The organism is Aurantibacter crassamenti, assembly GCF_016811105.1.
GTDB classification, from domain to species: domain Bacteria; phylum Bacteroidota; class Bacteroidia; order Flavobacteriales; family Flavobacteriaceae; genus Aurantibacter_A; species Aurantibacter_A crassamenti.
Genome location: NZ_JAFBGM010000001.1, coordinates 1,558,199 through 1,583,612, shown reverse-complemented (window position 1 = coordinate 1,583,612; position 25,414 = coordinate 1,558,199). Strand labels below are relative to the sequence as shown.

Annotated in this window: 19 protein-coding genes; 18 read left to right on the top strand and 1 reads right to left on the bottom strand. The window is 36.3% G+C overall.

The window, feature by feature from the left end; translation table 11 throughout:
- Window positions 1–18: 18 nt before the first annotated feature.
- The 15 genes from JQC67_RS06480 (at window position 19) to JQC67_RS06410 (ending at window position 20,188) form a co-directional block, all read left to right on the top strand.
- Entirely contained in the window at window positions 19–813 is a 795-nt protein-coding gene (locus JQC67_RS06480; RefSeq protein WP_203252015.1) for a hypothetical protein, read from the top strand.
- Between the two features lie 140 nt (window positions 814–953).
- Window positions 954–3,287 (top strand): polysaccharide lyase 6 family protein, encoded by a 2,334-nt coding sequence (locus tag JQC67_RS06475; protein ID WP_203252014.1) that lies wholly within the window; start codon window positions 954–956, stop codon window positions 3,285–3,287.
- Window positions 3,288–3,339: 52 nt separating this feature from the next.
- Window positions 3,340–5,541 carry an alginate lyase family protein gene (locus JQC67_RS06470; RefSeq protein ID WP_394369464.1) on the top strand — a complete coding sequence of 734 codons (2,202 nt, stop codon included), beginning with the start codon at window positions 3,340–3,342 and terminating at the stop codon, window positions 5,539–5,541.
- Window positions 5,542–5,588: 47 nt separating this feature from the next.
- Window positions 5,589–5,963, top strand: a complete 375-nt coding sequence (locus tag JQC67_RS06465) for a cupin domain-containing protein (protein ID WP_203252012.1) — start codon at window positions 5,589–5,591, stop codon at window positions 5,961–5,963.
- 56 nt (window positions 5,964–6,019) lie between these two features.
- The gene (locus JQC67_RS06460; protein WP_203252011.1) at window positions 6,020–6,787 is read left to right on the top strand and encodes an SDR family NAD(P)-dependent oxidoreductase; all 768 of its coding nucleotides are present in this window, start codon (window positions 6,020–6,022) and stop codon (window positions 6,785–6,787) included.
- A 168-nt stretch (window positions 6,788–6,955) separates the two neighbouring features.
- Window positions 6,956–7,708: an SDR family NAD(P)-dependent oxidoreductase gene (locus tag JQC67_RS06455; protein WP_238934506.1), complete on the top strand. Its 753-nt coding sequence runs from the start codon at window positions 6,956–6,958 to the stop codon at window positions 7,706–7,708.
- A 452-nt stretch (window positions 7,709–8,160) separates the two neighbouring features.
- Complete coding sequence (locus tag JQC67_RS06450; protein ID WP_203252010.1) at window positions 8,161–11,337, top strand: SusC/RagA family TonB-linked outer membrane protein; 3,177 nt, start codon at window positions 8,161–8,163, stop codon at window positions 11,335–11,337.
- An 11-nt stretch (window positions 11,338–11,348) separates the two neighbouring features.
- Window positions 11,349–12,677, top strand: coding sequence for a RagB/SusD family nutrient uptake outer membrane protein (locus JQC67_RS06445; RefSeq protein WP_203252009.1), 1,329 nt, complete (start codon window positions 11,349–11,351; stop codon window positions 12,675–12,677).
- A gap of 235 nt (window positions 12,678–12,912) precedes the next feature.
- The gene (locus tag JQC67_RS06440) at window positions 12,913–13,614 is read left to right on the top strand and encodes a FadR/GntR family transcriptional regulator (RefSeq protein ID WP_203252008.1); all 702 of its coding nucleotides are present in this window, start codon (window positions 12,913–12,915) and stop codon (window positions 13,612–13,614) included.
- A 226-nt stretch (window positions 13,615–13,840) separates the two neighbouring features.
- Complete coding sequence (locus JQC67_RS06435; RefSeq protein ID WP_203252007.1) at window positions 13,841–15,142, top strand: MFS transporter; 1,302 nt, start codon at window positions 13,841–13,843, stop codon at window positions 15,140–15,142.
- Window positions 15,143–15,169: 27 nt separating this feature from the next.
- Window positions 15,170–15,931 (top strand): SDR family NAD(P)-dependent oxidoreductase, encoded by a 762-nt coding sequence (locus JQC67_RS06430; RefSeq protein ID WP_153755660.1) that lies wholly within the window; start codon window positions 15,170–15,172, stop codon window positions 15,929–15,931.
- A 21-nt stretch (window positions 15,932–15,952) separates the two neighbouring features.
- Window positions 15,953–16,993, top strand: coding sequence for a sugar kinase (locus tag JQC67_RS06425; RefSeq protein WP_203252006.1), 1,041 nt, complete (start codon window positions 15,953–15,955; stop codon window positions 16,991–16,993).
- A gap of 17 nt (window positions 16,994–17,010) precedes the next feature.
- Window positions 17,011–18,234, top strand: coding sequence for a 6-phosphofructokinase (locus JQC67_RS06420; protein WP_203252005.1), 1,224 nt, complete (start codon window positions 17,011–17,013; stop codon window positions 18,232–18,234).
- Window positions 18,235–18,239: 5 nt separating this feature from the next.
- Window positions 18,240–18,908 carry a bifunctional 4-hydroxy-2-oxoglutarate aldolase/2-dehydro-3-deoxy-phosphogluconate aldolase gene (locus JQC67_RS06415; protein ID WP_203252004.1) on the top strand — a complete coding sequence of 223 codons (669 nt, stop codon included), beginning with the start codon at window positions 18,240–18,242 and terminating at the stop codon, window positions 18,906–18,908.
- 5 nt (window positions 18,909–18,913) lie between these two features.
- A complete protein-coding gene (locus JQC67_RS06410; RefSeq protein WP_203252003.1) occupies window positions 18,914–20,188 on the top strand; it encodes an Nramp family divalent metal transporter in 1,275 nt (424 codons plus the stop codon).
- 48 nt (window positions 20,189–20,236) lie between these two features.
- Here JQC67_RS06410 and JQC67_RS06405 read toward each other — a convergent pair whose 3' ends face one another.
- On the bottom strand, window positions 20,237–20,872 hold the full coding sequence (locus JQC67_RS06405) for an RNA polymerase sigma factor (protein WP_203252002.1): 636 nt from the start codon (window positions 20,870–20,872) through the stop codon (window positions 20,237–20,239).
- Window positions 20,873–21,230: 358 nt separating this feature from the next.
- Here JQC67_RS06405 and JQC67_RS06400 point away from each other — a divergent pair, with 358 nt between their 5' ends.
- From JQC67_RS06400 to JQC67_RS06390, 3 genes are all read left to right on the top strand, one after another.
- Window positions 21,231–22,670 carry a GntP family permease gene (locus JQC67_RS06400; RefSeq protein ID WP_203252001.1) on the top strand — a complete coding sequence of 480 codons (1,440 nt, stop codon included), beginning with the start codon at window positions 21,231–21,233 and terminating at the stop codon, window positions 22,668–22,670.
- A 100-nt stretch (window positions 22,671–22,770) separates the two neighbouring features.
- A complete protein-coding gene (locus JQC67_RS06395; protein ID WP_203252000.1) occupies window positions 22,771–24,054 on the top strand; it encodes an enolase C-terminal domain-like protein in 1,284 nt (427 codons plus the stop codon).
- A 37-nt stretch (window positions 24,055–24,091) separates the two neighbouring features.
- A complete protein-coding gene (locus JQC67_RS06390; protein ID WP_203251999.1) occupies window positions 24,092–25,288 on the top strand; it encodes a mannonate dehydratase in 1,197 nt (398 codons plus the stop codon).
- The last annotated feature ends 126 nt before the right edge of the window (window positions 25,289–25,414 follow it).

Below are 25,414 nucleotides of genomic sequence, written 5' to 3'. Positions count from 1 at the left end.
TTGTTATAATTGTTTCTCATGCTATTTGTGCTAGGTTCTTGCAAGGAAGTTAAAGTACAACTCACACATGGTACAGATGAATCGGCAGGAGGAGGCCCAGCCTACATTATCAATACACCATCAGCCATATATTATTTGGAAAAAGAGGGAGGCGGCCTTTCAAGTATGATTGATGTTGATGGTGTGGATTGGATTGGATTTCACAACGAAAAAGGTTCAGGGCATAAAGGGGAATACCGAGGTTTTCCGAATGCAATTCATAAACAAGATGGCAGTTATTTCCACGCGATGAATGCAGGAACAGATCCGTCCAGTTCAGTAGTAGAAATAGAAACTAAAGAACATGTTCGAATTACGTTTACTTCGGAAAATGGTGAATGGCAAGGACAATGGGACTTCTACCCTGCCCGCTGCGATTTCACAATGACCAAAATTAGTGCAGGTTATAACTATTGGGTGCAATATGAAGGTGTGCCTAACGGAGAAATGGATAGTACTGATTATTGGTACGCCTCAATTGACACTAAAAAGCACCCAATAGAAGAACCCTTTGTTGGCGATTTACCTGCACCTGAATGGATGGCTTTCGGAGATCAGAATTCCTCGCGTGTGTTGTACATGTTGCATCATGAGGATGATGAATTACCAGACAATTATGTTAGCCGACCCGATATGACCGTACTAGGATTTGGTCGGCAAAACGGTGAAAAAACTACGAAACATTTAAATATGGTTCAAACCTTCTCTATTGGGTTTATAGAATCATCGGATTATTCGATTATAAACCGGGCTATCAAACAAGGACTTGATTAAGTATTTCAAACTACACAACCAATAATAGTTATACATAAACATTACATGTTGTTTTAATTTGACCGATTTTATGTTAATTATTTGTGAGTCTTACAAAAATAAGTATATTTGGTAAACCAAACTGGTTAACCAATTTTAATATGCGACATATATTCAGCTTTTTTTCTTTGATTTTCCTTTTTACTACTATCTCTTGTACATCAGAACAGGAAAAAAATTTAGTGAAAAATGTTACAGAATTTGAAAAGATGCTCAAAACGGCGCAACCAGGTGATAGCATTGTACTTGCAAATGGAATTTGGTTAGATTCAGAACTTTTATTTGAAGCAGAAGGCACTGCTGAAAAGCCTATTACGCTGACAGTTGAAGAAAAAGGAAAAGTAACATTAGAAGGGAATTCTAATTTAAGAATTGCAGGTGACCACTTAATCGTCAGCGGTTTAGTATTTAAGAACGGTTATACTCCTACAAACGCTGTTATCTCTTTTAGAAAAAACAGAGAAGAAATGGCTAATAATAGCCGATTAACAGAATGTGTCATTGACAATTTCAACAACCCCGAACGTCAAGTACAAGACTATTGGGTTACTATTTATGGCAAAAATAACCGCATTGACCACAATCATATTTCTGGAAAAAAGAACTTAGGAGTCACCATGATCGTTGGCTTAGATACCAAAGATAGTAGAGCTAATAATCATCAGATTGATCATAATTATTTTGGACCACGCCCTACGTATGGAAACAATGGTGGTGAAACATTGAGAATTGGCACTAGTCATCATGCCTTAGAAAACTCCAATACCCTAGTAGAATCTAATTATTTTGACAGAACTAATGGTGAGCACGAAATTATTTCAAACAAATCATGTCAAAACATCTTCAAATACAACACTTTTTTTGAGTGTACAGGAACTTTAACCATGCGTCATGGCAACGAAACTTTAGTTGACGGCAATGTCTTTATTGGTAACGGAAAACCTAGCACAGGTGGTGTTCGTGTAATAAATGAAACGCAAACAGTCGTAAACAACTATCATTATGGTTTAACTGGGTACCGATTTAGAGGTGCCTTTGTAATGATGAATGGTGTGCCAAATTCGCCACCTAATCGCTATGTACCTGTTATAGATTCAAAAGTAAATAACAATACGTTTGTCAATTGCAATAATATTCTTTTTGGCGCAGGCAGTGATGCTGAAAGAAGTCAAGCGCCTAGAACTTCTGAATTTTCAGAGAATATTATATATAACGATAATAAGAAAGACATCTTTACTATTGATGATGACATTAGCGGAATTACTTTCAATGACAATATTTTAGGTAAAAACTCAGAAACTAGTATTACCAGTGGTTTTATTAATGCAGATATTAAACTAGAAAAAAACGAGCAAGGTTTCCTAATTCCCACTTCAAATAAGATAAAAACGCAGATTGCTATAAGTCCAAAAGTTGCCACAAAAGAAAATACTGGTACCACATGGTATTCCAAAGCAGACAATTCTATTGCATTGAACTCAGGCAACAATATAAAGGTAGAAGCTGGTATTAATACATTATATGAAATTGTAAAAAAATCAGAACCAGGAGACATTATAGAATTGGAAGAAGGTGGTACTTACCTATTAACCAAAGCTGTTAAAATAAACCATCCACTAACATTTAAAACTTCAGGAAAAATAAAAGCAACCATTTTGTTTGAAAGAATGATGGCTTTCGAAATACAAAACGGAGGAAGTTTGTTTTTAGAGAACATCACATTTGATGGTGCAAAATCACCAGATTATGCTGGTAATTCAGTTATAAGCACAAGCAAAAACTCAATGACTGAAAATTATAAATTGTTTATTGATAAATGTGAGTTCAAAGATTTAATAGTAAACCATTCTTTTGATGTACTAAGAGTTTCTAAAGGAACATTTGCAGACACTATTAGCATTCAAAATTCAACCTTTAAAAATATCACGGGTAGTATAGCTGCATTGGATAAAGAAACAGATGACATTGGCGCTTATAACGTTGAATATTTTTTAATGAAAAACAATTCAATTACTGAGTTACAAGGTGCAGCACTAAGATTATATAGAGGTGGTAAAGACGAAAGTACATTTGGTCCTTTCTTAGAGATAGATCATAACGTATTTGACAAAGTAGGTCATGGTAAAAAAAATAAATACAAATCAGCTATATCATTGTATGGTGTACAAGAAACTGATATCAAAAACAACATTTTCAAAGATAGCAAGGCCATTGACATGTATCTGGTCGTCGGCGAGCCCATTGTTAAAGTCCAAAATAATGCTTTAAACAATTCAGAAAAGCTCATTGTTTCTGGCGACCAGAAATACTTCGTGTCAAACCAATGGAATTTAACTCCAAAATTCTCAGATGAATCAAGGTACACATTAAGTGCAGATTCTCCACTAAAAGGAAAAGCCACTGATGGTTCAGATCTAGGAATAATTACACAATAAAATCATGACACAGTTTCCTAAAAATATTCAATATTTAGTATTTACGATTTTCATGACAGTTTTTACCAATCATGTAAATTCGCAAGAGCACCCTAATCTAATTCTAACTAAATCTGGTGTAGAAAAAATTCGCGCTGAATTAGGCAAAGTTCCATTGTTCGACACTTCTTTAGCGAAGATAAAAGATGAGGTTGATATTGAAATCGCTTTGGGAATTGACACGCCAATACCAAAAGATTATTCTGGAGGATACACACATGAACGTCATAAACGCAACTTTTTAATTGCGCAAAAAGCAGGGGTGCTTTTTCAAATTCTTGAAGACGACACCTATGCCAAATACATTCGCGATATGCTTTTTCAGTATGAAGCTATGTATAAAAATTTACCAGTTCATCCGCAACCTCGTTCTTATGCAAGAGGTAAAATATTCTGGCAATGCTTAAACGATTCAAATTGGTTGGTTTATATGAGTCAAGCGTACGATTGCATCTACGATTGGTTATCAATAAAAGAGCGCAAGCAATTAGAAAAAAAGCTATTTCGACCCTTTGCTGATTTTATATCCGTAGAAAATCCACAGTTTTATAATCGAGTACACAATCATAGTACATGGGGCAATGCTGCTGTTGGTATGATAGGCTTGGTGATGAATGATGATGAACTGATACAAAGAGCATTGTACGGCATCAAAGATGCAAAATTAGATTTCACGGCCAAAGATGATGATGGTGGATTTCTTTATACAGAAGGCAAAGCAGGTTTTTTAGCTAACCTTGACGAACCTTTTTCCCCAGAAGGCTACTATACTGAAGGGCCTTACTATCAGAGATATGCGATGTATCCCTTTTTGATTTTTGCTGAAGGTCTACATAACGTACGGCCAGAACTTAAGATATTTGAGCATAAGAACAGTGTTTTGCTTAAATCAGTAAATACGCTACTAACCTTATCGGATGCTGACGGAGAATTTTTTCCATTGAATGATGGCCAAAAAGGAATGTCGTACTATTCAAGAGAATTAGTTACCGCGGTTGATATTGCATATCATTTTGGAGGTCATAATCCGCAATTGTTAAGCATTGCAGAAAAACACGGCCGTGTACTTTTAGATGATTCAGGACTAGCTGTAGCGATGGGAATTAGAGATGGTAAATCTAAGCCTTTCAAAAAAACTTCAATTAACCTTGCTGATGGCTCCGATGGCAAACAAGGCGGCGTTGGTATTTTGCGCTATGGCGATGAAGAAATGACCTTAGTTTTCAAATATGCCGCACAAGGTTTAAGTCACGGGCATTACGACAAACTTTCCTATTCACTCTACGAAAAAGGCAATGAAGTATTACAAGATTATGGCTTAGCACGTTTTGTAAACATTGAACAAAAAGGAGGAGGTAATTATTTAAAGGAAAACACAACTTGGGCTAAACAAACCATAGCACACAATACGCTAATACAAAATGAACAATCTCATTTTGAAGGTAAATACGAAATTGGCAGCAAACATCATTCAGATTTATATCTCTTTAATGCCGCCAATAATGATGTTCAGGTAGTAAGTGCCAAAGAAAATAATGCATATCCTGGCACAGAAATGCATCGAACGATGGCCATAATTAAAAATGAAAAATTCGAAAAACCTTTTCTTTTGGATATAATGAAAGTTACTTCTGACAAAGAAAACCAATACGATTTTCCATTCTATTTTATGGGGCAGGTAATGAAGTCCAATTTTGAATATGATTCGCCGAATTTAGACATTCTTGGTAAAGACAACGGTTATCAACATTTATACTTAGAAGGAAAAGGAAAACCTTCTTCAGAAAGCAGCACATTATCCTGGTTAAATAATGGTAATTTCTATACGTTGACTACAGCAACCAACACTTCTGATGAATTACTTTTTACACGTTTAGGGGCAAATGATCCTGAATTTAACCTAAGAAGAGATGCAGGTTTTATGATTCGAAGAAAAAATAGTCAGAATACAACGTTTGTGTCAGTTATTGAATCCCACGGAAATTATAGTCCAGTCTCAGAATTCGCAGTGAATTCGAATAGCAACATCTCAAGTGTAGAACTAATTCATGAAGATAAAAACTACACAGCTATTTCGATTAAAGATGTGAAAGGAAATGAGCAATTGTTTCTGCTATCTAATACAGATGCATCGGCATCAAAAAAGCATACACTTTCTATAAATAACAAAGAGTATTCATGGACAGGTGCTTTTCATTATAGCACTATCAATTAATGACAAATTAGTCGGCATAAAATAAATAGTAACGAAATATAAAAATTATGAAACGATTTAGTGAAAAATACATCACCGCAAAAGAATTGGAATGGGAAGAACTTGGCGGAGGAGTTTCAAGAAAATTCTTAGGTTACGATAACCAAATTATGATGGTAAAAGTAAAATTTGAGGAGGGTGCATTGGGATCTCCACATCAACATTTTCATACACAAACTACCTACTGTGTTTCAGGAAAATTCGAATTTGTTATTGATGGTGAAAAGAAAATTGTAGAAGCAGGAGATGGCGTCTATATTGAACCTAATTTATTGCACAGTGCGGTTTGCTTAGAAGCTGGTATGTTGATTGACACATTTAGCCCAGTACGAGAAGATTTCTTAAGTGGAGATGGAGTGTCTTATTTTGGTGACAAAAAATAGATAATATTACTTTTTAAGAACTTACGTAGCAATCAAAATTTTCAAGACAGAATCAAATGAAAAATAAAAAATTAGTAGGAAAAAATGTACTCATTACAGCTGGAGCCCAAGGAATTGGCGAATCAATAACCAGACACTTTATTGATAGCGGTGCAAATGTTGCAATCCATTATTTTTCCAGTGCTCAAACCGCGAATCAATTAACAGAATATGCAACCAGTAAAGGACAAAAGGCAATTGCTATAAGCGGTGATTTAACTAAAGAAGCCGACGCAAATGCATTGGTTGAAAAAACAGTTAATGCACTAGGTAGTCTTGAAATACTAATTAATAATGCAGGTTCTCTTGTTGCCCGTAAAATGCTGAGCGAAATGGACACCGAGTTCTGGAACAAGGTAATGGACATAAACCTTACGTCGATGATGTTTGTTTCGCGAGCTGCTTCTCAGTATCTAGCCAAAAATAAGAATAGCAGTATTGTTAATTTGGCATCACTTGCAGGTCGTAAAGGTGGACACCCTGGGTCACTAGTATATTCTACTAGCAAAGGAGCTATTTTAACATTCACACGTGCGCTCTCTACAGAATTAGGGCCGCAAGGAACAAGGGTCAACGCTGTTGCTCCGGGTCTTATTCTTGGCACTTCATTTCACAATACACATACAACAAAAGAATCAGCGGATGCAACAACGGCCGGTATTCCAATACAACGAGCAGGCAACGCAGCTGATGTAGCCAGAGCGGTTTTATATCTGGCGTCTGAATACGACGGCTTTATTACAGGTGCTACGTTAGACATCAATGGTGGCGTTTACAATATGTAGTTTCAAGACTAACCATATACGCTACTTCTTTTCCAAAGGAAGATTTATTCAGGTAAAAAAAATTGTTTTAAAAATTCTATTTCTAAAGCGATATGTGCACAAAAAAGAGGTAGCAGTTTCATAACTAATTAGGCTAAAAATAGAATTAATTCTTTAAAAAATGGAATTATGAATTTAAAAGGAAAAATTGCCATCGTTACAGGTGGAACCAGAGATATTGGAAGAGCAATCAGCATAAAATTAGCTAAAGAAGGTGTAAAGGTGGTAGCTAATTATTTCAATAACGAAGCCAATGCTAAGGAAACCCTAAATGAAATTGAAGCGGCTGGTGGTACGGCCATTATTGTAAAAGGTGATATGACTAAAAAATCAGATGTAGATAATCTTATTAAAGAAACTACTGCTGCATTTGGAAATTCAATTGATATTTTGGTTAATAATGCAGGAGGCCTAGTTGCAAGAAAAACAATTGCAGAAATGGACGAAACATTCTTTAATAAGGTAATGTTTTTAAACCTCAACTCCACATTTTTGGTATCACAAGCAACTTTACCCTTTATGGGATCTGGCGCGTCTATTATAAACATTGCTTCTCAAGCAGGTAGAGACGGCGGTGGTGGCGGTTCATTGGCCTATGCTACATCAAAGGGAGCAATTATAACCTTCACTAGAGGTCTGGCAAAAGAAGTTGGGCCAAAAAACATTAGAGTGAACTCGTTATGCCCTGGTATGATTGCTACTAAATTTCATGATGATTTTACTACAGATGAAGTTCGTAAAAAAGTAGAAGGCATGACACCACTTCGCAGACAAGGCTCTGCAGCCGAAATCGCAAATACCGTTGCGTGCTTAGCTTCATCAGATACTTCTTTTGTAACAGGCGCTAATATAGATATCAATGGCGGCCTAGCTTTTTCATAACTACAAAAGCGACCATTTTGCTAATCTAGCAACATCTCACCCCCTATAATTACTAAGTTCGCAAAAAACTTAATCATAAAGTTTGAAATTAATTTTTAATTAACAAACAATTAATATATATTTGGTAAACCAATTTGGTTAACCAGTATGGTAAACCAAATATATATTGAATTAACAGTCTAACTCAAATAAAAAAAATCGCCAATGAAATTTTAAAAATGAGCACAAAAAAAAGGACGGGTGCACGCCCATCCTTTCAATAGAAATTATTACTTCATTCTGAAGGGAAGTAATACTCACATGATACCATAGATATCATATTCTGGAAAATTACAACAAACATTTTAATTTTTAGAATACAATTCTATGGTTTAGCACATTTAACATGCATACAGCGTGTTAAATATTAAAAAAAAAATTGACTAACTATATTAACTAAAAATTTAAAATTTATGAAGACTACGTTACTAAAAAGGCTGTTATTGTTTGGAGCATTTCTTTGTTTCTCTACTATATCAGCTCAAACGGTATCAGGTACGGTCACTGATTCAAGCGGCCCATTACCTGGAGCAAGTGTTGTGATAAAAGGAACTACAAATGGTACACAAGTCGATTTCGATGGAAATTATTCTTTAGATAATGTGGATAATTCAGCTACTTTGGTAATTAGCTATATTGGCTTTGCTACACAGGAAGTTGCAGTTAATGGGCAAGGAACAATAAATGTTACTCTCACAGAAGACGCAAGTCAACTTGAAGAAGTTGTAGTAGTTGGTTATGGTACGCAAAAGAGAGCAAACATTACTGGTGCTGTCGCTAAAGTAGGGGGTGATGAAGTTGCGGCTATACAGGCAGCACGTGTAGATGATGCATTAGCAGGTAAGTTGCCAGGTGTTTTGATTCAAAACCAAAGTGGTGAACCAGGTGCTGATCCAAAGATTCAAATTAGGGCAGCTTCATCGCTTTCTGGTGATTCAAGCCCATTGATTGTTGTGGATGGCTATCCCATTTCAGGAAGCTTGGCAACAGTAAACCCGAACGACATTCAAAGTTTAGAGGTTTTAAAAGATGCCGCCTCCGCTGCCATTTATGGTTCTAGGGGAGCAAATGGTGTTATTTTGGTTACCACCAAACAGGGTAGAGCGGGTAAAGCTAAATTTAGTTATAATGCCTACACAAGCTTCTCACGGAAATATGTAGGAGATATTGAAATGCTTAAGACCCCAGGAGAGTGGGCCGATGAATTAGAAACAAGTGCCTATGATCTTTCTGAAATTGATCCTCTTCTATTGAATTATAGACAAAATGCCCTCAGAAATGCCCCTGATGTGGTAAGCATGGAAGAATGGCTTTTCAAGAATGGTTCTACACAAAGTCATGACTTCAGCGTTAGCGGGGGTAGTGAAGATTTAAGAGCCTTTGCCTCTGTTGGGTATATGAAAACCGACGGTATAGTAATAGGACAGGGTTTTGAAAGAATGAATGCCCGTTTGAATGTTGATGCTAATTTAGGAGAAAAAATTCAGGCCGGAGTAAGTTTTAATGGATTCTATGGTAAGCAAGATATTGTGCCTCACGAAATGAGAGATCTCTTAAGATCATATAGCATTCATCCTATTTATCATACCCAAGCGTCAATTGATTTCGTCCAACAATTGGATGGTCAAAGACAGGCATTATTTGATTCAGGGTTTACAGGCAACAATTTTGGCAACACATTTGATAATGGTTATAGGGGGACGGGTAATATTACCTCAAGTATCTATGATTTACAACCAGGTGAAATTGCGCATGAATGGCATTATGGTAGAGAGCAAAATGGTATTGGTGGATCAGGGGATGCAGGTCCAGCGGCAAAATATGACAATGCCCGAAGATATCAAACAAACTATTTTGGTAACGCCAGCACTTTTCTACAATACGAACTTTTCGATGGGCTAAAGATTAAAACCGTTTTGGGTGGAGATTTTAGAGATACTGAGACTTATTTTTATCAAGGAACTTTGGCTGATGCTCGCGAACGTTCCAATCAATCTGATTTGGATATCTCGAATATCAGAAGATCTTCCGTATTAAGTGAAACTACGTTGAGCTACACTAAAGTAATCGGCAAACATGACATAGCTGCAGTTGGTGGATATGAATTACAAAATAACTATATCAAGGGAATTAGTTCAGTTGGAACCAATGTACCAATTGGTCTACCGCAGAATTATGGTCTATTTAATCCTGCAGACGTGATTTCAACGGAGATAGATGAAACTAGGTCAAGAAGAAGTGTTTTCGGAAGACTTCAATATGCGTTTGATGATCGATATTTATTAACTGCGTCAATCAGAAGAGATGGTGATTCCCGTTTTGGGGCTAACCAGCGTTTTGCAACATTCCCCGCGCTTTCAGTAGGTTGGAATATACATAATGAATCTTTTTTAAAGGGTAATGAAACTTTGAGCCAATTTAAACTGCGTTTTAGTACAGGGTCTTTAGGTACTACTTCATTCTTAGGTTCGTATGACGCATTGAGTTTATTGAGCGCTGCGCCAACTTCTACCGGAACCGGATTTCTTATTCCTAACAATGTAGCTAACCCTGATTTAACCTGGCAAACGAATACAGAAACCAATTATGGTACTGACTTAGGATTTTTTAATAATCGACTAAGACTGGGTGTAGATTATTACACCTCCGATATTGAAGACATGTTGATTAATCAAAGCGTCTCAGAAGTATTCGGTGTACCCTCTGTTGTGCTTAATCGTGGTAATATAACAAGTTCTGGTTTGGAGTTGGAACTAAATGCAAGTATCATACAAAAGGAGGATTTTTCTTGGAGTATTGGCGCCAACTTATCTACTGTCAATCAAGAAATCACCAGTCTGGGTGATTTGGATGAACTACCTTCTGTAGTTTATGGTGGACCAAGTGGTAGAGGCCCTCAGTTTAGAAATTATGTCGGTGGAGAACTGGGTGAAATGTGGGGGTATGCAGTGACCGGAGAGGTTGAAACCATACATATTGCAGATCCATCGAGAAATATCGGTTACGGTAGCTCAGAATGGTATGTTGTAGACCAAAACGGTGATGGTGAGATTGACGAGGACAATGATTACGTCAAGTTAGGGTCCGCTACTCCAGATTTTTATTGGGGATTCTCTAGTAATTTAAACTATAAGGCTTTTGATTTGGCAATTCAGTTCCAAGGATCTCAGGGAGCGGAGGTTTACAATATCGATCCGATTTACTGGAAATCACAATTTGGTGGTAGACTACGCGATAGTTTTGATGCTAATGGTGATGGTATTGCTGATGCTAGTGGCAAGCATTATCAACAGACCAGAAATGCACATGGTTCAGGTATCCAAGATGCATCGTATTTAGCCTTGCGAAACCTAACTTTAGGGTATACGCTTGATTCGGAATTGACTAGCAAAATAGGTTTAAGTTCATTGAGAATATATGCTGCGGGCACCAATCTGTTGTATTTATTCGGTGATAATTACACTTCATTTAACCCTGAAGGGGTAGAAATCGAGAATGGAGGTTATCTCGGCCCAACAACTTATGGGTATCAAGAAGGTGCTAGCCCAATTGTAAGAAGCTTTACTCTTGGTTTAAATGTTAATTTCTAAATAATAAAAAAATGAAAAATATATATTTAATATTGGGATTATTGCTGATTATTACGGCATGTGATAATGATTTAGACCAATTGCCACCCAAACAATTAGAGTCAAGTTCTTTGACCGACTATGCCGGTGTTTTGAATGCGGCGTACCATTATCAGACGGCCACTCCAACTCCATTGGCGATAATGGGTGACTTTAGAGCTGATAATATGTTGATGGATGAAGAACCCTATCCTGCATTTGACAGATTCAATGCAGATCTAGCAGGTGGCGATTTAGTAGAGCAATTTTTTCGACCGTTCTATATCAATTTGTATAAGGCAATTTTAAGTGCGAATAATGTTATTGATAATTCGACGGATGGTACTCAAGTAGCTGAAGCTAGATTTGTTAGAGGATTGTCTTACTTCAAGTTAGTAAAGGTTTTTGGTGATGTTACTGTGAATTTATCTCCTGCACCTGATGTATCCGATCCGTCTATTTTAACAAGACAACCAGCGGCTAGTGTTTATAATGACATAATCATTCCAGACTTACAAGCTGCAATATCAGGTTTAGATAATTCTGAACTCGGTAGTGGACGTGCGACTCAAATCGCAGCTCGAGGTTTGCTTGGAAGAGTGTATATGTACCAAGGTAGTTTTGGACCTGCAGCAACGGAACTTGCAGCTGTTATAAGTGCCGCTTCTGGTCTAGGAATTAGTTTAGAAACTGACTTTGCCAACGTTGTGGTCGATGGAAATTCAGAGGTTATTTATGCTACACCAATATCATCTACCGTTCCTGATTTATATACTGTAGGTACAGAGTTTTCAGGATGGTTTAGTGGAGGTGACACAAAATCTCTTGCTCCACTAGATGCTGACTTAGTTGCTGCCTTTGATGCTGTTACTAATGACACACTTATCGGAGGGGATTTAAGAAGAGCACTAACTATTGATGAAGCAACTAGTACTGGCCCGAAATTTACTGGAGGTCTTGAACAGGACTTTATAGAAATGAGATTATCTGATGTTATTCTATTGTATGCTGAAGCATTGAATGAAAATGGTTCTGCAGCTGCTGAAGTACTTGGTTTACTAGACCCTATACGAACTAGGGCTGGTTTGGCAACTTTAGATCCTGCTACTCTTAATACACCATCTCTTGTAGGCCAGGCTATTCAAGACGAAAGAAGACTAGAGTTGGCCTTTGAAGGTCATAGATGGTTTGATTTGGTTAGAACAGGCACTGTCGATGCTGAAATGGGAGAAACAATTAATAGTAATTATTATTTGTTTCCAATTCCAAACTCGGAAATTCTTGCAAGCGGTGGAGTGATTACTCAAAATGCTGGCTACTAATAACTAGTTATGGTCATAAAAAGCAAACATATAAAAATTACGAGTTAATTAGTTGAGTTGGTTTTTATTGAATTTACTGGCCCTGAGGTTAATGGGTCAGTAAATTCTTCAAATCTTGAAAGAAGTTAGAATGATTTATTTTTTTAAGCTTTAATTAATTTTTTTGCTTGATTTAAATACCTAATTTTAACAAACCAATCTGGTTAACCAATTTTAATAAATGTTTAAATAGTCTATGAAATTAGAAATCCTCACAAAAAGCGAACATAGAACAACCCAAAATGAAATAATATCAAAAATTCGAGAATTGATGATATTTAAAAATCTCGAACCAGGTGATAAATTACCCTCAGAACGGATGTTATCAGAAAAATTTGGGATAAGTCGAAGTAATGTTCGTGAGGCCATTCAAAAACTTGAGTTTTATGGTATTTTAATATCTAAACCTCAAAGTGGAACATTCATGGCTGACATAGGTCAAGTAGCTATGAATGGTATGATTGAAGACATACTAGGCTTAGGTGATCCAGATTTCAAATCTTTGGTTGAAATGAGAATTTTGCTTGAACTCAAAACTGTACGTTTGGCAGCTCAAAGAAGAACTGAAGAAGATTTAATAAAAATAGAAGAAGCATTAGAGGCTTATTCTCAAAAGGTAATAAATGGAGAAGATGCCGTTCAAGAAGATTTACTCTTCCATTTAGCAATCGCTAAAGCTAGTGGAAATAGTACCATGAATACGTTTATGCTAATTATTACACCAGAGATTATCACAAATTTTGAGCAACACCATGTTTGTGACAAAGACCAATCTTTTAAAGGAATTCAAGAGCATAAAGATATTTTTGAAGCGATTAAAGAGCAAGATACGCAGAAGGCTAAACAAATGATGAAAATACATTTTAACGCATTATATCAATACTGTTACAATATATAATTTATAAAAAATCAAGAAGATAAGATTGCACGCTTTTATTTTCTTGAAATTATTGAAGGGAAAATAATACTTAACACAAACTATATAATTACGCTTATCATAGTTTTCACTACGATATTCCCAGAAAGTTATTAGCTAGATTTAAGTATAAATGTAAGCATCAGGCTCTAATGCCTGCTGGTCTACTATTGTTATAATAGAAGATAAATAACCAAAAACACGAAATATGAAATTCAAAGGATTAAGATGGTGGGTCATAGCCTTAATTGCATTGGCTACTGTAATCAATTACATTGATCGTCAGGCTCTACCAGTACTTTGGCCTGATATTGCCGAAGATTTATATCCAGATAAAACATCAGACGAACGTAAAGGAATCTATGCTTTTATATCTACGTTATTCATATTTTCTTATGCATTTGGTCAAGCCATTTTTGGAAAAATATTCGACAAACTTGGAACAAGAATTGGATTCACACTTTCAATTGGATTTTGGTCAATTGCAACAGCATTACATGCTTTTGCCAGAGGAATAGTTACATTAAGTATTTTCCGTTCGTTATTAGGTGTATCTGAAGCAGGAAACTGGCCGGGAGCGGCAAAAGCTAATGCAGAGTGGTTTCCAACCAAAGAACGAGCATTTGCCCAAGGTCTCTTCAACTCTGGTGCGGCAATTGGTGGGATTGTTGCCTTTCCTACTATTGGATTGCTGTCGGTCTATTTTAGCTGGAATTGGATTTTTATTTTAGTAGGTGTAACAGGCTTATTATGGCTTATTCCATGGTGGATTCTAGTGAAATCTCCACCAAAAAAGCATCCATGGATAACAGATGAAGAACGAGAATACATTTTAACCGGACAACAAAATCAAGATGAAGATCAGGATGGAGAATTTGATGAAGGTTATAACCCTGAAACTGGAAAAATGCTTAAGCATAAAGAAAGTTGGGGAGTAATTATAGCATCTGCTGCACTTGACCCTATTTGGTGGTTGTTTATTTTCTGGATACCCATTTATCTAAATGAAGTATACGGTATGGATGTTAAATCAATCGGTTTCTATGCATGGGTACCTTATGTAGGAGCAATGATTGGCGCATGGTTTGGTGGCCTTTTAGCTCAAAACCGTATCAAAGCAGGTTGGTCAGTGAACAAAACAAGAAAGTTTGTAATCACTCTTGGGTGTCTAATTATGTTACCATTCTTATTACTGATGGCAAACCCAGGAGGGCCAGTAACAGCAGTAATATATATGGCAGTTATATTGTTTGGATTCCAAACAGCTATTGGCAATGTACAAACCCTACCAAGTGATTTGTTTGGAGGTAAAACAGTCGGTACGTTATCAGGATTTGCAGGTATGGCAGCCAAATTAGGTGCATTCGGATTAACAGCGTTGGTTCCGTGGCTTACTTCAGGTGGTAATTACACACCAGCATTTATTATAGGTGCTGCGTTAGCAATAATTACAATGCTGAGCGTGTGGGTACTAATACCGAAAATTGAAGCACTTAAAAGTGAAAATTAATAAAAACAGGTTTAAAATAAATATAATATGAGTAATAAAGGAAAAGTAGCAGTAGTAACCGGAGCTACCGGTGGAATTGGATTTGCAGTAGCAAAAAGGTTAGGACAAGATGGTTATACTGTAGTTTTAAACGGTATTGAAGACGAGAAAGGAGCTGAGAGAGTTAAAGAACTTGAAGCTGAAGGAATCACAGCTGAATATTTTGGATTTGACGTTACCAGCGATGATGCGGTAACCTCTAACATTAAAGCAATTGGTGATAAATATGGTAAAATAGATGTCTTAGTAAACAATGCTGGAGGACTTGGTGGAAGATCAAGATTTGAAGAAATGACAACTGATTTTTACAGATTTGTAATGGCATTGAATCTTGACTCTGTATTTTTTGCTTCAAGAGCTGCCATACCATACCTCAAAAAAGGAGAGCACCCATCTATTATTAACTATACATCAAATGCAGGTTGGACGGCTGGTGGCCCAGGTGCTGGTATCTACGGAACATCTAAAGCTGGCGTTCACGCAATAACTAGAGCTTTAGCTAAAGATTTGGCTGAATACGGAATTAGAGCTAATGCTGTTTCTCCTGGTACAATTGACACACCTTTTCATGCGCAAATTAAAGCAACGAAACCTGAAGTATTTGCTTCTTGGGCAAACAATATTATGCTAGGTAGATTAGGCCAACCAGAAGATGTAGCTGGTGTAATTTCTTTCTTAGCTAGTAAAGATGCTTCTTTTATAACAGCAGAAACTATCCAAATTGGTGGTGGTCAAGCTTTAGGAATTTAAAATATACTAATACGATTTAATATGAAAAAAGTAGTAACATTCGGTGAAATAATGCTCCGTTTAGCCCCAGAAGGCTTCTTACGTTTTTCTCAAGCTTCATCTTTTGATGTCGTTTATGGAGGTGGTGAATCTAATGTAGCTGTATCGTTAGCTAACTATGGTGTGCCTGTAGATTTTGTAACTCGGTTGCCAAAAAATGATATTGGAGAATGTGCACTTATGGAAATGCGCAAAAGAGGTGTTGGCACTGACAAAATTGTCTACGGTGGTGATCGACTTGGCATCTATTTTCTTGAAACAGGAGCTGTTTCTCGAGGATCTAAAGTAGTTTATGATCGTGCACATTCAGCAATAGCTGAAATTGAATCAGGCATGATTGATTGGGATGCTGTTTTTGAAGGTGTTGAATGGTTTCATTGGACAGGTATTACGCCCGCAATATCGCAAGGTGCTGCTGATGTTTGTTTAGAAGCTGTAAAAGCTGCTGACAAAAAAGGGATTACCATCTCTACAGACCTAAACTACAGAGCAAAATTATGGAACTACGGTGGTGATCGAGAGAAAATCATGACAGAACTGACTTCATACTGTGATGTAATATTGGGTAATGAAGAAGATGCTGAAAAACATTTTGGTATTCACCCTGAAGGATTAGATGTTCACAAAGATGGACATGATGTTAAGGCTGAAGCATTTTTATCAGTCTGTAAACAAATGATGAAAAAATTTCCGAAGGCTAAAAAAGTCATTACAACATTAAGAGGATCAATCTCAGCATCGCACAATACTTGGGCTGGTGTTTTATGGGATGGATCGAAAATGTATGAAACACGTCAATATCAAATAACACATATTGTTGATCGTGTAGGTGGTGGAGATTCGTTCATGGGTGGTCTTATTTATGGCCTTTTGCAATACCCTGATGACGACCAAAACGCATTAGATTTTGCAGTGGCAGCTTCATGCCTCAAACACACTATTAAGGGTGATGCCAATTTAGTAACGGTACCTGAAGTAGAAAAATTAATGAGTGGTGACGCATCGGGTAGAGTGGCACGATAACTTTTAAAAATACTTAAATGGCTTCTACTAAATCTATATTAATTATATGCGGTGGAGGCCCTGCGCCCGGCATAAATGCTGTCATTAGTACCGTGGCTAAAATATTTCTAAAAGATGGTTACAGAGTACTTGGTTTACATGAAGGTTTTAAAGGAATCTTTTCACTGGAACCACAAATAAAAGAGTTCGATTTTGCACATGCAGATCGCATTTTTAGTAGAGGTGGATCTACCCTTATAATGAGTAGATTCAAACCAAGTGATGAGAAAATAAATACTAATCTTTTTTCTCAAAATAATGTAAAACTGTTGGTTAGTATAGGTGGTGATGACACCGCCTCTACTGCCAACAAAATTACAGGTTACCTTGCCAAAGAGAATATTTCTATTGCTAATATTCATGTACCAAAAACAATAGATAATGACCTTCCGTTGCCTGATAGAAATCCAACTTTTGGTTTTCATTCAGCAAAAGACGAAGGTGTACGAATTGGCAACACTACTTATGAAGACGCGAGAACGAGCCAAAACTGGTTTGTTATGTCAACAATGGGTCGGTCGGCTGGGCACTTAGCTTTTGGCATAGCTGCAAGTTGTCATTTTCCGATGATGATTATTCCTGAAATGTTTGATAAAACTGAAATTACATTTGACAAAGTTGTTCGAATGATTATTTCGTCAATGGTTAAACGAAAAATTGAAAACATCAATTATGGGGTAGCTCTAATTAGTGAAGGAGTATTTCATATAATGCCGGATGCTGAACTTAAAAATTGTGGAATTAATTTCACATATGATGACCATGGTCATCCTGAACTTGGCAATGTGAGTAAATCACACATATTTAACATGTTGGTTCAAGTTAAATTAAAAGAATTGGGGATCAATATTAAAAGTAGACCTGTAGAATTAGGATATGAATTACGCTGCTGCAGACCTATTGGTTTTGACTTAACCTTATGCACACTATTAGGTCTTGGAGTTAAAAAAATGTTTGACGATGGGGTAAGCGGATGTATTGTAATGGCTAATTCTAAAGGCGAGGTAAGACCACTTTACTTAAAAGATTTACAAGACAAAGATGGCAAAATAGCCCCACGATTAGTAGATATTAATTCTGAGTTTGCACAATTGTGTTTTCAGAATTTACATTATTTATCAGAAGAAGACTATGATAAAGCAAAGGAGTATTTAAACAATCCAGAAGAATATTATTTTAATAAAATATTGCAAGAAGTATAATAGAAATGGCAAAATATACACGAATAGAAGTAGCAAATGTGATGAAAGAAACTGGCATGGTTCCATTATTTTATCATGAAGATATTGAATTAGGTAAAAAAGTTCTCAGAGCTTGTTATGATGGCGGAGCTAGATTAATGGAATTCACAGCCCGTGGTGATTTCGCTTATGAAGTTTTCTTAACACTTAACAAATTCGCTTTAAAAGAATTACCAGGTATGATAATGGGAGTAGGTTCTATTACTGACGCTGGTGCGGCATCAATGTTCATGCAAATGGGCGCTAATTTTATAGTAACACCATCTTTAAGAGAAGATATTGCAATTGTTTGTAATCGCAGAAAAGTACTTTGGTCTCCTGGTTGTGGCTCATTAACTGAAATAAATAAAGCTGAAGAATTAGGATGTGAAATTGTAAAACTATTTCCTGGTTCTACTTATGGCCCTGGATTTGTAAAAGCTATAAAGGGACCACAACCTTGGACTAGCGTTATGCCAACTGGTGGTGTTAGTACCGAAACCTCCAACTTAAAAGGATGGTTTGATGCTGGCGTCACATGCGTAGGCCTAGGATCGCAACTGATAAGTAAAGAAATCTTAGCTAATCAAGATTTCACTGCTTTAGAAAATACTGTAAAAGAAACTTTGGCGAAGATTAAAGAATTAAAAAACTAATCATAATGGAAGAGTCTAACACTAAAGGTTCAATTATAAAAAAGTTGTTAGCTATTGTTCTTGCATTTGGCCCAGGAATTTTCGCAATAGGTTATACCATTGGAACCGGTAGTGTAACCTCTATGATTGTCGCCGGAAGCACATACGGAATGCAATTGCTTTGGGTGCTATTATTGAGTTGTATTTTTTCAGGACTCTTAATGTACGCTTATGGCAACTATGCCCTAATCTCAGGTGAAACGGCATTATACAGTTTTAAAAAGCACATCAAAGGCGGAAAAATTCTCGCTATTCTAATCATCATAGGTATTTCATTCGGGCAATGGAATTCTCTGATGGGTATATTGGGTATTTCAGCAAATATTATCTACGAAATTTTTCTAATTTACTTTCCGCAACTTGAGGGTCTCAGGTACGAAACAGTTTTGATCGTAGCCATTGTAGTAATTGCCATAATGTATGCATTATTGCTAATTGGAAAATATACTTTCTTTGAAAAAATACTGGTCATATTCGTTACAATTATGGGCCTCTCTTTCATAATATCATTGTTTATGGTCTATCCCTTGCCAATAGAAGTTGTACAAGGTTTGGTTCCATCTGTTCCTAAAGTTGAAGGTGGTCAAATGATGGTAGCTGCATTTGTAGGTACTACTATGGCGGCAGCTACATTTTTATCAAGACCACTTTTTGTAAAAGGAAAAGGATGGACTATCAAACACTTAAAACAGCAAAAAAAAGATGCAATTATAGCAGCAAGTCTTGTTTTTATAATTAGTGCTTCGGTAATGGCAGTAGCCAGCGGTGCATTATTCCATCAAGGGCAACCTGTTACTAAAGTTTTAGACATGGTAAACACCCTAGAACCAGTTGCGGGTAAATTTGCATTAACACTTTTCTTTTTCGGAACTTTAAGTGCCGGCCTATCTTCTATTTTTCCTTGCCTTTTAATTGCCCCAATTTTAGTGGCAGATTATCAATCAGGAGAATTAGACACTAGCTCAACGCAGTTTAGAATAATAACATTTTTCGCATGTTTGTTCGCCTTAATTGTCCCCATTTTTGGTGCAAACCCTATCGAGATGCAAATTGTTTCGCAAGTATTCAATGTGTTTATTCTTCCTGTTGTTATCATCGGTATACTTTTACTTATTAACAACAAAAAAATAATGAAAGACTACAAAACCAGTTTTTGGGTAAACTGTGGGTTGACAATAGCATTGCTTTTTGCCTGTATCATTTCTTATAATGGAGTGATTGCTTTGCTTAATTATTTTTAGACAACTTTGAATTAACCAGGTATTTTGAAAGTTGTGCAATTAATTATTCTAATTCTTATCTGACAAATGGTTTCGAAGTACAGTTATTGATCTAGCCATGAGTTTATACGCACCTTTCTTACTAAGTGACATGACTTTCGCAATTTCTGAATAACTAAGTTGAACATAATATTTGAGATGAACAGCCTCTCTTTGTCTATCTGTTAGACTCTTCATGGCTTGATTTAACTTTTGATGTTGCCAATCAAATCGTTGTTTCTCTATAATATTCCATTCTACAGATTGACTTAAACCCAAATTGAAAAATGAGGATAATGTCGAAACTGAAGACAGCTTGCGTTTCTTCACAATCTCTGAAATTATCTTTCTTCTAATCGATTTAAATAGATAAGATTTAATAGACTTAACAGGAGCCAATTTGTGTTTGGTATTCCAAATTTCTACAAAAAGATCTTGAACACAATCTTTAATTAGTTCTTTATCATTGACCAATTTGAGCCCATAATTATATAAAATTCTAGCATTATTTTCATAAATCTTAGCATAAGCTACTTCACTTCCAGCTTGAAATTCTTGCCATAACAATCTATCCTGTTCTTTTGGACTCAGGTTTTCAGACGCAACATAAACCAGGGGATTATCATCCGCTAAATAAATATCTGCATATATAATATCTAAGCTCAAAACCTTGATCCTTATTATGAAAAATGATTAAAGTACCCGAAAACTTAATAATATGTTAATATAATACAAATAAAAATAAGAAATCAAACATTTTACCTATCATATTTTATAAATTTCACAATTGCTATTTTGTCCTTTTTATGTATTGATGGTCACAATACTAAATGCATGGCTTATTTATATTGAGGTTTCAATCATATAGACAACATTTTACAATTAGATTTTATTCATCCTAGTATTGGGAGCGTCGATGGATAGTAATTAAAAAAATATTGTTTTTGATGGGGTAAAAATTAAGTTTCTACCTCTTAGTACTTAAAGCAACCAAACTCTAATAAAATAATTTCACCACTACAACATGGAAAGTTTTTTAACAGACCCCCTGTTCATACTCTTAATAGGAATAATAATAGTTGTTGGTGGAATAATTGGCCTAAGATTACATGCTTTTTTAGCCCTCTTAATAGCTGCATTTGTTGTCGCGATAATGACACCTGCTTCAGCTGTTGAAATCTTCTCATTAAGCAAAGGATCTTCTGCTGAGGCAGCATTACAAATGTCTAATTGGCATGTAGGAAAAAGAATTGCAACCGCATTTGGAGAAACCTGTGGTAAAATAGGAATACTAATTGCCATGGCAGCTATAATTGGAAAGTGTATGCTTGAAAGTGGCGCTGCCGAAAAAATAATAAGATCACTTATTAAATGGACAGGTGTAAAAAATGCACCACTTTCATTTTTGGGTGGTAGTTTTTTTCTAGGAATTCCTGTTTTTTTTGATACCGTATTTTACTTAATGATTCCATTAGCTAAAGCAATGGCGAATAAAATGGGAAAGAATTATTTATTGCTGGTACTTGCAATTACTGCCGGCGCAGCAATGGCCAATTCATTAGTTCCCCCTACCCCCGGCCCACTTTTTTTAATAAGTGAAATGAATATCCCAATTGGCATGATGATGCTCGGCGGCACTTTGGTGGGTCTTTTTACAATTTCGACAGGGTATATGTACGCAGTGTGGGCGAATCGTAAATGGCCTGTTCCATTGCGCGATTCACCTGATGCTCCTTTAAAAGACATTAAAGCTTTATCGTTACAAGAAGATTCTCATTTGCCATCACTATGGCTTTCAACGCTACCGGTCTTAATCCCATTAATTTTCATTACAACCAAAGCACTAATGGATACGTTTATGGAAATAGGTAACTCAGATAATCTGCTTGTAACATTAATTAATTTCTTTGGAGAAAAAAACACTGCGCTAATCTGCGGTGGATTATCAGCTTTAGTAATATTAGTTCGTCAGAAAAAAAATGACACCTCTGCAATGACTAAAGCAGTACAAACTGCATTGATGAGTGGTGGGGTAATAATTTTGATTACTGCAGCCGGTGGCGCTTTCGGTGGAATGCTGCAACAGACTGGTATTAGCGCACGCATTGGCGAATTGACTCAAGGTTATCAAATGGCAATAATACCACTTGCTTTTTTTATTGCAGTGGTTGTGCGTACTGCTCAAGGTTCAGCTACAGTAGCAATGATTACAGCCTCGGGCATTCTAGCAGGTATGTCTGCAACTATGGATTTAGGCTATCACCAATTATATGTTGGACTAGCTATTGCATGCGGATCTAAAATATTTCCATGGATGAATGACAGTGGATTTTGGATTGTTTGTAAAATGAGCAACCTAACTGAAAAAGAAGTATTAAAAACCTTCTCACCTATGTTAACTATTATGGGCGTTACTGGGTTGATTGTGATTTTAATCGCAGCGCAAATATGGCCATTAGTTTAAGCATGAGCGGTTTTTAATGGTTACCGTCAGAAATAGCAACATAAACCACATTTAAAAAACAAGTAAAGTGATTTCCTTTAAATAAAAAGCAACTTTTGAAATGAAAATAACCAATATCCAAAACACACAAATTGCAGTTGGTGACCCACCTTTATTGAACGCCGCTGGCTTACATGCTCCTTATGCCTTAAGAATTATTGTAGAAGTAATAACAGACGCTGGTATTATAGGTCTTAGTGAGATTCCTGGCAGTGAAAAAATATATAATTCATTAGAGAAACTTAAAACTCATCTTATTGGTCAAGATGTTTTTGAACTCAATGCTATAAAAAAATTGATTCAAGAAAAATTTGGAAAGCATGAAGACCAAAGAGGTGTAGCACCATGGGATCAACGCCTACTCGTGCATCTTTTTAGCGCAATGGAAGTTGCTTGTTTAGATTGTATCGGAAAAAAATTAAACAGACCTGTTGTCGATTTATTGGGAGGACGCTCAAGAGATAAAGTACCATTTGCTGCCTATTTATTCTACAAATACGAAGGAGCTGGTGGGGAATTAGGTTTTGGTATGGAAAAAAATACTTCTGGATGGCTTAAGGCAAGGCAAGAAGAAGCTGTTACTCCAGAACAAATTGTTTCACAAGCAAAAGCTATGTGTGAAGCATTTGGGTTTCAATCAATAAAACTAAAAGGCGGAGCATTTCCTCCAGATTTAGAATGTGACAGCATGTTAGCGCTTTATGAAGCTTTCGGCCATGAAGTTCCCTTACGACTAGATCCAAATGCTATTTGGTCTTTAGAAACTGGAATTAAGTATGGAAAAAAAATGGAAGGCATTTTAGAATATTATGAAGACCCTGTACGCGGTCAAGAAAATATGGCCTTATTGAGTAAAGAAGTTGACATTCCTTTAGCAACTAATATGTGTACAACATCATTTAATGACATTCCCTCAAGTATACAATTAGGCTCTGAGCATATCATTTTATCTGATCATCATTTTTGGGGAGGTTTGCGTGCATCAATGGAACTCAATAAAATATGCCAGACTTTTGGAAGAGGATTTTCAATGCATTCAAATAGTCATCTTGGCATTTCTATGGCAGCAATGGTGCATTTGGGAGCAGCTGTTCCACATTTAGATTATGCACTAGACACACATTACCCTTGGCAAGTTGATGAAGTCATAAAAGGTGGAAAAATAAAAATAGAAGATGGTTTGGCTAAAATACCTGACGGACCAGGTCTTGGTGTTGAACTAGACCGAGAACAATTACAAAAACTACATGAAAACTTTTTAGCCTGTGGCTTAAAAGAACGAAATGATGAAATTGAAATGAAAAAGGTAATTCCTGATTGGCAATTTGAACTGCAGCGATGGTAATTGGTCTTTAGAAAAATTGTAATTAAAATTTAATATTATGGATAAACATGTCGCATCATCTACAAACAAACAGGGCATAAATCGCCGAAAAGTTCTTTCCACTTTATTGAAAGGTGGATTAGGCGCAACTGCTATAGGCACAACAGGATTACTATCAACATCATGTGCACAAACTGAAAAAAAAGCAGAAAAGAATGAAACTGTAGCAGCAGTAACCAAAAAGCCAATTTTATATAATGTTGGGTGCCAACATGGAGGAACTGGCAAACAAAATCTCGAATTTCTAGCTCGTTATGGTGTTTTTAATATGGATGGTGGCTCTCCAAAATTCATAGAAGGTGTTGGCTGGGATCTTGACGATTCTATGAGAAAACGTGATGCTTGTGAAAAATATGGCATTAAACTAGATGCGTACCACCTTCCATTATCATCAGCCGGAATTGAGAACATTAGCACTCCTAATATTATGTTGGGCAAAAGCCCGGCACGTGATCGTGAAATTGAATTGATTCAACAAATGATTACCGTTGCAAGTAAAACAGGTGTAAAAGTTTTGAACTATAATACAATCATTCATGTTATTCTTAGAACAGGAGACACCCTAGATACTTCGCGTGGCAACACCTATTACCGTAGCTGGAATTTAGAAGAAGCTCTGGCAAAAAATGAAGGACTTACCATTGCGGGCAAAGTTGATATTGATGAAATATACGAACGAATAACATACTTTTTAGACCGTGTAATTCCCGTTGCTGAAGAATACAATGTAAAGTTGGCCAACCACATTGCCGATCCACCTGCTCCAGTAGGATATCGCGGAATCACTCGTTGGAACAGTCCTGATGTATTTGAAGGCATTAAACGTTTTGCACAATTATATGATAGTCCTGCCCATGGGTTTAACTTATGTTTAGGCTCAACTGCAGAAGGTCTCCAAGATCCGAGAACTGAGATTTTACCAATTATAAAATGGGTTGGTGAGCGTAAACAAATATTCAATATCCATTTAAGAAATATAAAAGGAAAATATAACAATTTTCAAGAAGTGTATCCCGATAACGGCGATATGGATTTTGGTGAAATTTTGGTTGCATTACGCGACGTGGGTTATGATGCCATGGTCATGCCCGACCATATACCACACCATGAAGATCCAGCAGCTTATTTACAGGGGCATGCTTATGCCTTTGGGTACATCAAGGCATTAATGCATGCCATTGATATGAATTATTGAAAAGACTTTATTTCATATTTAAAGTTGTTCTTAAAAAACAGCGTTGCTTGTTACAATGCTGTTTTTTTTTAAATAAATACATCATTCTTTTTACATCGTTACCAAACCCCTAAAATACATATTGTA